Raw genomic sequence first — 13093 nt, 5'->3', positions numbered from 1 at the left:
CGTACGTCACGCAGTGTTTCTACACCCGTAGAACCAAAACTGGGAGACCCCATGACGGCAACCTCGGCCCCCCCTGCCACGACGCACCCGCTCGCCCAGCTGACCGCCGCGGAGGTCACCGCAGCCCGGGAGGTCCTGGCGCAGGCCGGCCTGGTGGCCGAGTCCACCCGCTTCGTCTACGTGGGCCTGGAGGAGCCGGAGAAGAGCGCCCTCTACGCCGAGGGAGCGGGTACGGACCGCAGGCTCCGCATCCTGCTGCACGACGTCGAGCGCCCGGCTGCCCGCGACGTCGTCGTCTCGGTCACCCGCCGGGAGATCGTCTCGGACCGGATGCTGGACACGACGGTCGACGGTCAGCTGCCGGTGCTCGACGAGGAGTTCGCCCTCGTCGAGGAGGTGCTCGCGTCCGACGAGCGCTGGCTGGCCGCGCTGGCCGCCCGCGGGCTGGACGTCGCCGACGTGCGCGTCGCTCCGCTGTCCGCCGGGGTCTTCGAGTACCCCGAGGAGGAAGGGCGCCGCATCCTCCGCGGTCTCGCCTTCCGGCAGGACCACCCCGCCGACCACCCGTGGGCGCACCCGATCGACGGCCTCGTCGGCTACGTCGACGTCATGAACAAGACTGTCGACCAGGTGATCGACCTCGGTCCGGTGCCCATCCCCGAGGAGTCGGGGAACTTCGACGACCCGGCGGTCACCGGGCCGATGCGGACCACCCTGAAGCCCATCGAGATCACGCAGCCCGAGGGCCCGAGCTTCACCCTCGACGGCAACCTGCTCACCTGGGAGGGCTGGCAGCTGCGGGTCGGGTTCGACGCCCGCGAGGGGCTCACCCTGCACCAGATCGGCTTCCTCGACGCCGGCCGGCTGCGGCCGATCATCCACCGCGCGTCCATCGCCGAGATGGTCGTGCCCTACGCCGACCCCTCCCCGATCCGCTCCTGGCAGAACTACTTCGACACCGGCGAGTACCTCGTCGGCCGCTACGCCAACGCCCTCGAGCTCGGCTGCGACTGCCTCGGCGACATCACCTACATGGACGCCGTCATCGCCGACGAGCGCGGCAACCCGCAGGTGCTGCGCAACGCGATCTGCATGCACGAAGAGGACTTCGGCGTCCTCTGGAAGCACACCGACCTGTGGGCCGGCTCCGCCGAGACCCGCCGGCAGCGCCGCATGGTGATCAGCTTCTTCACCACCATCGGCAACTACGACTACGGCTTCTACTGGTACCTGTACCTCGACGGCACGATCGGCTTCGAGGTCAAGGCCACCGGGGTCGTGTTCACCTCGGCCTACCCGGGCGCCGGTTACCCGTACGCCTCGCAGCTCGCCCCCGGGCTGGGTGCGCCGTTCCACCAGCACCTGTTCAGCGCGCGGCTGGACATGATGGTCGACGGCCCGACGAACACCGTCGAGGAGCTGGAGTTCGTCCGCGTCCCGATGGGTCCGGACAACCCCCGCGGCAACGCCTTCGCGCAGCGCCGGACGACGCTGCACCGGGAGTCCGAGGCCCAGCGGATGGCCGACCAGGGCGTGGGCCGCATCTGGCACATCACCAACCCGGACAGCCGCAACCGGGTGGGCGAGCCCGTCGCCTACGCGCTGCTGCCCGAGGGCCGGCCGGCGCTGCTGGCCGACCCCGGCAGCTCCATCCACCGGCGGGCGACCTTCGCCACCAAGCACCTGTGGGTCACCCGCTACGACCCCGCGGAGCGCTACGCCGCCGGCGACTTCGTCAACCAGCACAAGGGCGGCGCCGGGCTGCCGGCATACGTCGCGGCCGACCGCGAGCTGGAGGCGACCGACCTCGTCGTCTGGCACACCTTCGGCCTGACCCACGTCCCGCGGCCCGAAGACTGGCCGGTGATGCCGGTCGACTACACCGGCTTCACGCTCAAGCCGGTCGGGTTCTTCGACCGGAACCCCACGCTCGACGTCCCGCCGAACGCCAGCGCGCACTGCCGGTCGCGGCCGGCGGGGTCGGCGAACGGCACTGCGGGCGGTGCCGCGGCAGACGGCTGCTGCCATGGGTGAGGTCGCCGACGGGGACACTGGGGTCTCCGACGACGAACGGGAGCCCCGTGCCGAAGCTGGTGGACCGCGAGCAGCGACGTCAGGAGATCCTCGAGGTGACCTGGCGGCTGATGGCCTCGCGCGGGGCGGATGCGGCCACCATGCGGGAGATCGCCCGCGCGGCCGGTTACGCCAACGGTGCCCTGGCGCCGTACTTCGCCAGCAAGGACGAGCTCGTCGAGGCGGCCTACGTCTTCGTCTTCGACCGGACGAACGAGCGCATCCGGGCGGCCGTCGCGGGCAAGCGCGGGCTGGCCGCGCTGCGGGCGTTCCTGGTGGAGGTCCTCCCCGCCACCGAGCTCACCCGGCTCGAGGCGCGGATCGTGCTCCCTTTCTGGAGCCGGACGGTCACCGACGAGCGACTCGCCCGGCTCAACGACGAGGCCATGCGGCGGTGGCGGCATGACCTCGCGGGCCTCGTCGCCCAGGCGCGTGCCGACGGTGACGTCGTCGTCGACACGGCCGACGACGTCGTGGTGGAGCAGCTGCTCGCCCTCGCGCTCGGCCTCCAGGTCCTCGCGCTGCTGCCCGACGCGCCGACGACGCCCGAGCTCCAGCTGGCGATGCTCGACGCCACCCTGGCCGCGCTCGCTCGCTGACCGAGCACCTCCTCCCGCGGCCTCCCGGCCGCCACGCGGCGCGTCGCACCACCCGCTAGCCGGGCACCGGGCGCGCAGCGACCACCGCCGCGCACCGGACGGCCGCCCCGCACCCCCTCGACGCGGCGCTCCCCCGCACTGCCTTCCGGAGGCGGATCCCTCCCGACGGCGGCGCGTGTCCCGACCGGCAGGTGGCGCCCGCACCCGGCCGCCGCACGCCGCTCGGCGGACCACCCCCGGACCGACCCGCCGACCGGTCCCCCCGGCCGGCACCCCCCGGGCCCCGGGTCCGAGCCGTCCCCCCGGACGGGCCTGACCCATGCCTGCCGTCGCCCCGCCCGGGGTGACGCCTCGATCCCGGCGCCACGCCCCCCGGGGCACGGCCGCCGGCACCCACCTTCCTTCGGAGCGATCATGGTCCTACCCACGGAGACCGCCGCGACCAGCCGCGAGCGGACCGGCAACCGGCAGCTCAAGCGCGGCGCCATCGGCGTCGTCGGCATCCTGTTCTTCGTCCTGTCCGCACAGGCGCCCCTGACCGGCATGGGCGGCGCGCTGCCGCTGGCCATCGGGCTGGGCAACGGCGCAGGCGCGCCGGCTGCCTACCTGGTCGTCGGTGCGATCATCGCCGTCTTCGCCGTCGGCTTCATCGCCATGAGCCGCCACGTGACGGACGGGGGCGCGTTCTACGCCTACATCAGCCGCGGTCTCGGCCGGCGCCTGGGCACGGGTTCCGCCCTGGTGGCGCTGTGGGCCTACAGCACCGTGCAGGCCTGCATGTACGGGCTCTACGGCGCGATCGTCTCCTCGCTGGCCGACACCTACCTGGGCTTCGGCCCGCCGTGGTGGCTGTGCGCCGTCGTCACGATGGCGGTGGTCCAGCTGCTCGGCTCGCTCAACGTCGAGCTCGGCGCCCGCTTCCTCGGGGTGATCGTGGCCGCGGAGCTGGCCATCCTGCTCGCCTTCGCGCTGGCCACCCTGCTCGCCGGCGGCGGACCGCAGGGTCTGAACCCCGGGGCCAGCTTCTCCCCGTCCGCGCTCCTCGCCGGCGCGCCGGGCATCGCCCTGACCTTCGGCATCGCGTCGATGTTCGGCTTCGAGTCGACCGCCATCTACTCGACCGAGGCCCGCGACGCGCAGCGCACGGTCCCGCGGGCGACCTACCTCGCCGTCGGCGTCATCTCCCTCTTCTTCGCCTTCGTCTCCTGGATGGTCGTCAGCTACTACGGGGCCGACCAGGTCGTGCCCGCGGCCGGCGCCGCCCTGGAGTCCGGCGACGGCACCGTCCTGCTGTTCGCCGCCATCGAGGACGCCCTGGGCCCGTGGGTCGGCGAGGTGGGCGGCGTGCTGCTCGCGACGTCGTTGCTGGCCGGCATCCTCGCGTTCCACAACGCCTTCACCCGCTACGTGCACTCGCTCGGCCAGACCGGCACGCTGCCGCCGGTGGTCGCCCGGACCACCCGCCAGGGGGCGCCCTTCGTGGCCAGCGCCGTGCAGACGCTGGTCGCGCTGGCCCTGGTGCTGCCGTTCGCCGTGCTGGACAAGGACCCGGTGCTCACGCTGTTCGCCTGGTTCAGCGGCGTCGGGGTCCTCGCCCTGCTGGCGCTCTACCTGATGACCTCGGTCTCGGTGGTGGTCTTCTTCCGGCGCACCCGGCTGGACACGCGACCGTGGCAGACGCTGATCGCCCCCTCGCTCGCGATCGTGCTCGTGGCCGGCCTGACCTGGCTGGTGCTCAGCAACTTCACCCTGCTCATCGATGGCTCGATGGCGACCGCGGTGCCGCTGATCCTCTCGGTCCCCGTGGCCCTGCTCCTGGGCGTCGCGCTGGACGTCTACCGCCGTCCCTCCTGGGCGGCCACGGCCGCAGCAGACCCCACGACGGACCACACCCCCGTCGGCTGAGCAGCCGCGCCCGCGCAGCGACGCCCGGCCCCTCCCCCGGATCCGGGCGTCGCTGCGCGCCGCTTTCCGGCCGCGTCACGCCTTGTGTCGCACGCCACTCGGGCGTAGCGTCTCCGTCAGTAGAAGAACAGCTTATTCGTTTATCGAACGCCCGTGATCTGGAGATCCCATGGCAGCCAAGCCCTTCGCCTCCTCCGCCGACCTGGGCGTCAAGGAGCAGACCCTCGAGGTGCTCGCCGACGGCGTGTACGCGCTGACCGCCGAGGGCGATCCGAACCTCGGCGCCATCGAGGGTGAGGACTTCCTCGTCTGCTTCGAGGCCCTGGCCACGCCGGTGGCCGCCCGGCGGTGGCTGGCCAAGCTGCGGGAGCACACCGACAAGCCGGTCCGGTACCTGGTGCTCAGCCACTACCACGCGGTGCGCGTGCTGGGCGCCAGCGCCTTCGACGCCGAGGTGATCGTCAGCTCCGAGCAGACCAAGCGGCTGATCGAGGAGCGCGGCCAGCAGGACTGGGAGAGCGAGTACGGCCGCATGCCGCGGTTGTTCGAGGAGCCGGAATCCATCCCCGGCCTGACCTGGCCGACGATGACCTTCCGCGACAAGCTCACCATCGAGCTGGGCGGCGACCGCGGCGAGCTGGTCCTGGAGTTCCTCGGCCGGGGCCACACCGAGGGCGACATCGTCGCCTGGCTGCCCAAGCAGGAGATCCTCTTCGCCGGCGACCTGGTCGAGTCACAGGCGGCCCTCTACACGGGCGACGCGTTCCACTTCGACTGGGCCGGCGGCACCCTGGACCGGGTCAAGGCCCTCGGCGCGCGGCAGCTGGTCGGCGGCCGGGGCCGGATCGCCCGTGGCCGCGACGAGGTCGACGCCGCCGTCGAGCAGACCCGCGACTTCCTGCTCACGATGCAGCGCACCGTGGGCGACGTCCACCGCGCCGGCGGCACCCTGAAGCAGGCCTTCGAGGCCACCCACGCGGCGCTGGCCCCCAAGTACGGCCGGTGGCCGATCTTCGAGCACTGCCTGCCCTTCGACGTCTCCCGGCTGTGGGACGAGTTCTCCGGTGTCGAGCGCCCCGTCATCTGGACCGCCGAGCGCGACCGCGCCGTGTGGGACCAGCTCCAGGGCTGACCGGCCCGGCCCCCGAGGAGATCCCCGTGACCACTCCCGTCCCCGGACCGCCGGTGCTGGTGCTGGGCGCCGGCCCGGTCGGCCAGACCGCCGCGCTCCTGCTCGCCCGCTGGGGTCTGCGCGTCGTCGTGCTCGACGCGCGGCCCGAGCGCGACCCGATCGGCAGCAAGGCGATCTGCCAGCAGCGTGACGTGCTCGACGTGTGGGACGCCGTCGGCGTCGGCGCCGAGATCGCCCGCCGGGGGGTGACCTGGACGACCGCCCGGACCTTCCACCGCGACGCCGAGCTGTTCTCCTTCACCTTCGCCGACCGTGGCCGATCCCCCTTCCCCCCGTTCGTCAACGTGTCGCAGTGCGAGACCGAGGCGCTGCTCGACGAGCGCATCGCCGCCTCGCCGCTGATCGACGTCCGGTGGGGTCACCGGGTGACCGGCCTGCACCAGGACGGCACCGGGGTGACGGTGGCCTGCCGGACCGAGGACGGCGAGGTGCTCGTCACCGGCTCGCACGCCGTGGCCTGCCCCGGCCCGCGCGGCGACGCCCTGCGCTCGATGCTCGGGCTCACCTTCCCCGGGGAGTCGTTCGAGGACTCCTTCCTCATCTGCGACATCCGCACCGACCTGCCCGGCTGGGAGACCGAGCGGCGGTTCTACTTCGACCCCGAGTGGAACCCCGGCCGGCAGGTCCTCATCCACCCCTGCCCGGACTCGACGTTCCGCATCGACTGGCAGGTGCCACAGGACTTCGACCTCGCCACCGAGGAGGCCTCGGGCGGCCTCGACCGGCGGATCCGCCAGGTCATCGGGGACCGGCCCTACGAGATCGTGTGGAAGTCGGTCTACCGCTTCCACTCCCGGGTGGTCGACCGCATGCGGGTCGGGCGGGTGCTGGTCGCCGGCGACGCGGCGCACCTGGTCTCGCCCTTCGGCGCGCGCGGGCTGAACTCGGGGGTCCTCGACGCCGAGAACGCCGCCTGGAAGATCGCCTTCGTCCGCCGTGGCTGGGCTCCGGAGGGGCTCCTGGAGAGCTATCACGACGAGCGGCACGCCGCGGCGGTGGAGAACATCGACGTCACCACGGCGACGATGCGTTTCCTGGTGCCCCGCGACGAGGCCGAGGCCCGCCACCGGCTCGACGTCCTCGAGCGGGCGGCCGGTGACCCCGCGGCCCGTGCGCAGGTCGACTCCGGCCGGCTGGCCGAGCCCTTCTGGTACGTCGACTCGCCGCTCACCACCCCTGACCCGGCGCGCCCGTTCCCCGGCCGGCCCGCGCGCGGCGACGTCCCCGTCCCGGCGCCCGGGGTGCTCGTCCCCGACTGCCCGGTGACGGTGGCCGGCCGACCCGACCTGGTCCGGCTCCGCCAGCTCGCCCGGGAAGGCGTCACCGTCCTGCTCGGCGACGACGCAGACGCGCCGGCGCTGCCCGACCTCGGCGACCTGCCGGTGACCGTCCACCGCATGACCGATCTCGACCCCGGCGGCCTGCTGCGCAAGGCCCTCGGTGCACACCCCGGCGAGGTGTGGGTGCTGCGCCCGGACGCCCACGTTGCCGCCGTGCTCACCGACCCGGCCGACCTAGGCACCGCGGTGGCCCGGCTGCTGGCCCGCCCGCTCCCCGCTCCCGTTCCCGCCTGATCCCCGAAGGAGTACCCCATGGCGTTCTACCGGCAGGTGGGCCAGGTCCCACCGAAGCGGCACACCCGGTTCCGCCGTCCCGACGGCGGCCTGTACTACGAGGAGCTGGTCGGCGAGGAGGGCTTCTCCTCCGACTCCTCGCTGCTCTACCACCGCGGCGTCCCGTCGGCCATCGTCGACGCCCGCCCCTGGGAGCTGCCCGACCAGACGCTGACCCCCAACGCCCCCCTGGTGCCCCGCCACCTGAAGCTGCACGACCTCTTCCCCGGCGAGGAGCACAAGGCCACCGACCCGGTCACCGGCCGCCGGCTGGTCCTCGGCAACGGCGACGTGCGGATCTCCTACGCCGTCTCCTCGGCGACCTCGCCGTACTACCGGAACGCCACCGGCGACGAGTGCGTCTACGTCGAGCGCGGCACCGCCACGGTGGAGACGGTGTTCGGCTCCCTCGACGTGGGACCGGGCGACTACGTGGTCCTCCCGCGGACCACCACCCACCGCTGGATCCCGACCGGCGAGGAGCCGGTGCGCACCTATGCGATCGAGGCCAACAGCCACATCGCGCCGCCCAAGCGCTACCTCTCCCGCTACGGCCAGTTCCTCGAGCACGCCCCCTACTGCGAGCGCGACCTGCGCGGCCCCGCCGAGCCGCTGCTGGCCGACGGCAGCGACGTCGAGGTCTACGTCAAGCACCGCGGCGCCGGCCCGGGGGGCCTCGCCGGCACGATCCACGTCGTCCCGGAGCACCCGTTCGACGTCGTGGGCTGGGACGGCTGCCTCTACCCCTACGTCTTCAACGTCGCCGACTTCGAGCCGATCACCGGCCGGGTGCACCAGCCGCCGCCGGTGCACCAGGTGTTCGAGGGTTCCAACTTCGTCATCTGCAACTTCGTGCCGCGGAAGGTGGACTACCACCCCGAGGCGGTGCCGGTGCCCTACTACCACTCCAACGTCGACTCCGACGAGGTCATGTTCTACGTCGACGGCGACTACGAGGCCCGCAAGGGCTCGGGCATCGGCAAGGGTTCGATCAGCCTGCACCCGGGCGGGCACAGCCACGGCCCGCAGCCCGGCGCCGTCGAGCGCTCCCTCGGTGTCGAGTTCTTCGACGAGCTCGCCGTCATGGTCGACACGTTCCGCCCGCTCGACCTCGGCGAGGGCGGCACCGCCGTCGACGACGGCAAGTACGCGTGGTCCTGGTCGGGACGGGGGCCGTCGGCGTGACGGCCCCGGTGCACCCGCCCGCCCCGGCACCGGCGACGACGCCGCTGTTCGACGGCCTGTTCGACGACGCCGCACTGTTCCCACCCGGGAACGCGCCGATGCCGGCGGCCGTTCCGCAGCACCGCGCGCTGCGCGACCGCCTCGGTGGACTGGTCGGGCCGTTCGTGGTCCCCGCGGCCCGGCTCGACGAGCTGGTGGCCGAGGTCGGCGACGGACCCGCCGTCGACGTCTCGCTGATCGCGGCGGCCGGTGACCTCCCGGCCGCCGCCGCCCGGGTCGCCGCCGAGCCGCGCCTGGCGCTGGCTGCGGTCGAGGTGCCGGTGACGCCCGACGCCGCGGCCGCCGCCGAGGCGCTGCGCGCCCTGGACGACGTCCTCCCCGAAGGGGTGCCCGCGGCGCTGGAGCTGCCGCGGACCACCGCCCGCGACGCCGTCCTCGACGTGCTGGCCGGCACCCGCTATCGGGCCAAGCTGCGCACCGGTGGCGTGTCGGCGGAGCTGTTCCCCTCCTCCGCCGAGCTGGCCGACAGCCTGCAGGCGTGCATCGCGCGGAGCGTGCCGTTCAAGTGCACCGCCGGCCTGCACCACGCCGTGCGGCACACCGCCCCGGCGACCGGCTTCGCGCACCACGGCTTCCTCAACGTGCTGCTGGCCGTCTCCGCGCTCAGCTCGGGGGCCCCGGCGGCCGTGGCGGCGGACTGGCTCGGCGAGACCGACCCGGGCACGGTCGCCTCGGCCGTGCGCACCTGGCCGGCCGACCGGGTGCACCGGGTGCGGTCGCTGTTCACCTCCTTCGGCACGTGCAGCGTGACCGAGCCCGTCGAGGACCTGGTGGCGCTCGGCCTGCTGGCCGCCCCGGAACGGACCCTGGCATGAGCGCCACCTGGTTGGAGCTCCCCGACGGCACGGGCTTCGGGCCGGAGAACCTGCCCTACGGCGTCTTCTCCACCGAGCCCGACGGCCCCCGCCGGATCGGTGTCGCCATCGGCGACTCCGTCCTCGACGTCTCCCGGCTGGACGTCCCCGCCGCCGACGCGCTCGCCGCACCGACGCTCAACGCGCTCATGAGCCGGGGGCGGGAGACCTGGAACGCACTGCGCGACCGGCTGCAGGAGCTGCTCGCGGACCCGGCGCACCGGGGCGCCGTCGAGCCGCACCTGCTGCCGCGCGCGGAGGTGACGCTGCACCTGCCGTTCGACGTCGCCGACTACGTCGACTTCTACAGCTCCCAGCACCACGCGGAGAACCTCGGCCGGATGTTCCGGCCGGACTCGCCGCCGCTGACCCCCAACTGGAAGCACCTGCCCATCGGCTACCACGGCCGCGCCGGGACGGTGCAGGTCTCCGGCACCCCGGTCGTGCGGCCCAGCGGGCAGCGCAAGGCCCCGACCGACGAGGCGCCCACGTTCGGGCCCTCGCAGCGGCTGGACATCGAGGCGGAGGTGGGGTTCGTCGTCGGCGCCCCCTCGTCGCTCGGCCGGCCGGTGCCGCTGGGCGCCTTCCCGGAGCACGTCTTCGGCGTCTGCCTGGTCAACGACTGGTCGGCCCGGGACCTGCAGGCGTGGGAGTACGTGCCCCTGGGGCCGTTCCTCGGCAAGTCCTTCCTCACCTCGGTCTCGCCGTGGGTCGTGCCCCTCGCCGCGCTGGAGGCGGCCCGGGTCTCCCCGCCCCCGCGCGATCCGCGGCCGCTCCCCTACCTGGACGACACCACCGAGGAGCACTGGGGACTGGACATCGCCATCGAGGTGCGGCTCAACGGCCAGCTGGTGTCCTGCCCGCCGTTCGGCCTCATGTACTGGACCCCCGCCCAGCAGCTGGCGCACATGACGGTCAACGGCGCGAGCCTGCGCACCGGCGACCTGTTCGCCTCGGGCACCGTGTCCGGCCCGGCCGAGGACCAGCGCGGCTCGTTCATCGAGCTGTCCTGGGGCGGGAAGCAGCCGGTGCAGCTGCCCGACGGCACCAGCCGCACCTTTCTCGAGGACGGCGACGTCGTCACCCTCACCGCCACCGCGCCGGGAACCGGCGGTCGCCGGATCTCCTTCGGCGAGGTCACCGGCCGGGTCGAACCCGTGCCCGCGCCGTGAGCACCACCGTCCCGACCGCCGGCGACCCGTTCGGCACCGCCCCAGCCCCCACCCCGGAGGACGACGATGACCACCCCGACCGTGACCGAGCCCGTTACGACCACGCCGGAGACCCCGACGTGCGAGAGCCTGCTGGCCGCCGTCGTCGATCCCGGTGGCCGGGAGATCCTGGATCCCGCGACCGGCGAGGTCGTCGGCCGCGCCCCGGAGCAGTCCGTCGCGGACCTCGACGACGCCGTCGCCCGTGCCCGCGCCGCCCAGCCGGCGTGGGCGGCCCGCACCGACGCGGAGCGCATCGAGCTGCTGCTGCGTGCCGCGGACGCGGTCGAGGCGTACGCGGAGCCGCTCGCCGAGCTGCTCTCCCGCGAGCAGGGCAAGCCGCTCAACGGTCCCAACGCCCGGTTCGAGGTCGGCGCCTGCGCGGCCTGGCTGCGCGCCACCGCTGCCACCGAGCTGCCGGTCGAGACAGTGGTCGACGACGGCGAGGTGCACGCGGAGCTGCACTACCGCCCGGTCGGTGTCGTCGGCGCCATCGGACCGTGGAACTGGCCGATGATGATCACCGTCTGGCAGGTCGCGCCCGCCCTGCGGATGGGCAACACCGTGGTGGTCAAGCCCTCGGAGTACACGCCGCTGAGCGTGCTGGCCCTCGTCCACGTGCTCAGCGGGGTGCTGCCCGCCGACGTGCTCTCCGTCGTGGCCGGGGGGCGGGAGATCGGGGCCCGCCTGTCCAGCCACCCCGACGTCGACAAGCTGATGTTCACCGGCTCGACCGCCACCGGGCAGGCGATCATCAAGAGCTCGGCGGACACGGTGAAGCGGCTGACCCTCGAGCTCGGCGGCAACGACGCCGGCATCGTGCTGCCCGACGTCGACCCCCGCGCCATCGCCGAGGGCCTGTTCTGGGGCGCGTTCATCAACACCGGGCAGACCTGCGCCGCGCTCAAGCGGCTCTATGTGCACACCGACGTCTACGACGAGGTCGTCGCCGCGCTGGTCGACGTGGCGAAGGCGATGCCCATGGGCCGGGGCCTGGACGAGCAGAACGTGCTGGGCCCGCTGCAGAACCGCGCGCAGTTCGACATCGTCGCCCGGCTGGTCGAGGCGGCGCGGGACTCCGGCGCGACGGTGCTCCTCGGTGGGGACCCCGACCCCGACGCGGCCGGGTACTTCTACCCGACCACGATCGTCACCGACGTGGCCGACGACAACCCGCTGGTGGCGGAGGAGCAGTTCGGCCCGGCGCTGCCGATCATCCGGTACGAGGACGTCGACCAGGCGGTGGCGATGGCCAACCGGCTCGACGTCGGCCTGGGCGCCTCGGTGTGGAGCAGTGACCGGGCAGCGGCGCGCGCCGTGGCGGCGCGGCTGCAGGCCGGCACCGTCTGGATCAACTCGCACGGCACCGTGCACCCGATGATCCCCTTCGGCGGGGTCAAGAAGTCCGGCTACGGGCTCGAGTTCGGGGTGGAGGGGCTGAAGGCGGTCGCGGTTCCGCAGGTCATCAACGGCTGAGCCCGGGTCCCGGTTCGCGCCGCCGCTGCCCCGGCATCCCCCACGGGTGCCGGGGCAGCGGCGTCCTCCGCGCGGGTCAGCGGAGCGCGGCGCCGACCTTCTCGGCCGCCTCGACGACGGCGCGCCCGATCCGGGCCACGTCGGCGGTGTCGTCGACGAAGACCACGGCGAGCGCCGCTCGCTGCCCGCCGTCGGGGCCCACCACGGGCGCGGCGATCGATCGCAGGCCGGGGATCACCTCGCCGTGCGAGGAGGCCCAGCCGACCCGCCGGGCCTCCCGCAGCGCGTCGCGGTCGTCGGGGGCGGGGGGCTCGGGCATGAGCAGCGCCAGCCCGGGCGCTCCCCGGCCGACGGGGTGGCGGGTGCCGGGCCGGTACACCACGTGCGCGGACGCGTCCTGCGGCTCGACGGTGGCCACCGTGACCGCCTCGTCGCCGGTCCGGACGACGAGGAAGGCGGTCATGGCCAGTTCCGCCACGAGCGCGTTGAGCCGCGGCAGGGCGGCGGTCTGGAGGTCGCTGCGCACACCGCGCGCCAGGCCGGCCATCCCCAGCCCCAGCCAGTACCGGCCGACCGCGTCGCGCTCGACGAGCTGGTGGTCCTCGAGCGTCCGGAGCAGGCGGTAGGTGATGGACCGGTGCAGACCGAGCGCCTGCCCGATGTCGGCGATCGGCTGGGGACTGCCGGTGGCAGCCAGGTGCTCGAGGATGCGGATGCCGCGGTCGAGCGTCTGTGACTGCGGCGCGCTCGCGCCCTCGCCGTCCGACATCGTCGTCCTTCCGAGCGTGATCGGTACCGCCACCAGCCTACGGTCGCCCGCCGCGGCCACCCGCACCCCGGCTGAGTCGCCGCTCCGTCATCACGGCCGCCGACCGTCCGCCGGTGGCGTCGTTCCGGCCGTGGACATGCCACCGGCCCGGCTCTG

10 protein-coding genes are annotated in these 13093 nt (G+C 73.7%); 9 read left to right on the top strand and 1 reads right to left on the bottom strand.

What is annotated here, in order from left to right; all coding sequences use genetic code 11:
* Window positions 1–51 precede the first annotated feature (51 nt).
* The 9 genes from ACI8AP_RS11060 to ACI8AP_RS11020 all read left to right on the top strand — a co-directional run bounded on the left by ACI8AP_RS11060 (window position 52) and on the right by ACI8AP_RS11020 (window position 12168).
* Window positions 52–2034, top strand: coding sequence for a primary-amine oxidase (locus tag ACI8AP_RS11060; RefSeq protein ID WP_456589389.1), 1983 nt, complete (start codon window positions 52–54; stop codon window positions 2032–2034).
* Window positions 2035–2081: 47 nt separating this feature from the next.
* Entirely contained in the window at window positions 2082–2672 is a 591-nt protein-coding gene (locus ACI8AP_RS11055; RefSeq protein ID WP_456589388.1) for a TetR/AcrR family transcriptional regulator, read from the top strand.
* 414 nt (window positions 2673–3086) lie between these two features.
* Window positions 3087–4577: an APC family permease gene (locus ACI8AP_RS11050; RefSeq protein ID WP_456589387.1), complete on the top strand. Its 1491-nt coding sequence runs from the start codon at window positions 3087–3089 to the stop codon at window positions 4575–4577.
* Between the two features lie 169 nt (window positions 4578–4746).
* Window positions 4747–5709: an MBL fold metallo-hydrolase gene (locus ACI8AP_RS11045; RefSeq protein ID WP_456589386.1), complete on the top strand. Its 963-nt coding sequence runs from the start codon at window positions 4747–4749 to the stop codon at window positions 5707–5709.
* Between the two features lie 26 nt (window positions 5710–5735).
* Entirely contained in the window at window positions 5736–7343 is a 1608-nt protein-coding gene (locus tag ACI8AP_RS11040; RefSeq protein WP_456589385.1) for an FAD-dependent monooxygenase, read from the top strand.
* An 18-nt stretch (window positions 7344–7361) separates the two neighbouring features.
* Complete coding sequence (locus tag ACI8AP_RS11035; RefSeq protein WP_456589384.1) at window positions 7362–8567, top strand: cupin domain-containing protein; 1206 nt, start codon at window positions 7362–7364, stop codon at window positions 8565–8567.
* Window positions 8564–9442, top strand: coding sequence for a hypothetical protein (locus ACI8AP_RS11030; RefSeq protein ID WP_456589383.1), 879 nt, complete (start codon window positions 8564–8566; stop codon window positions 9440–9442). Before ACI8AP_RS11035 ends, ACI8AP_RS11030 begins: the two co-directional genes overlap by 4 nt.
* Entirely contained in the window at window positions 9439–10653 is a 1215-nt protein-coding gene (gene fahA / locus ACI8AP_RS11025) for a fumarylacetoacetase (protein WP_456589382.1), read from the top strand. Before ACI8AP_RS11030 ends, fahA begins: the two co-directional genes overlap by 4 nt.
* A gap of 66 nt (window positions 10654–10719) precedes the next feature.
* Window positions 10720–12168 (top strand): aldehyde dehydrogenase family protein, encoded by a 1449-nt coding sequence (locus tag ACI8AP_RS11020; protein WP_456589381.1) that lies wholly within the window; start codon window positions 10720–10722, stop codon window positions 12166–12168.
* Window positions 12169–12244: 76 nt separating this feature from the next.
* Here the strand turns inward: ACI8AP_RS11020 and ACI8AP_RS11015 are convergent, their stop codons facing one another.
* Window positions 12245–12970, bottom strand: coding sequence for an IclR family transcriptional regulator (locus ACI8AP_RS11015; protein WP_456589380.1), 726 nt, complete (start codon window positions 12968–12970; stop codon window positions 12245–12247).
* Window positions 12971–13093: the final 123 nt, after the last annotated feature.

The organism is Blastococcus sp. SYSU DS1021, from assembly GCF_054050995.1.
The sequence above is the reverse complement of the archived record's forward strand: the minus strand, read 5'-3'. Positions and strand labels throughout refer to the sequence as shown.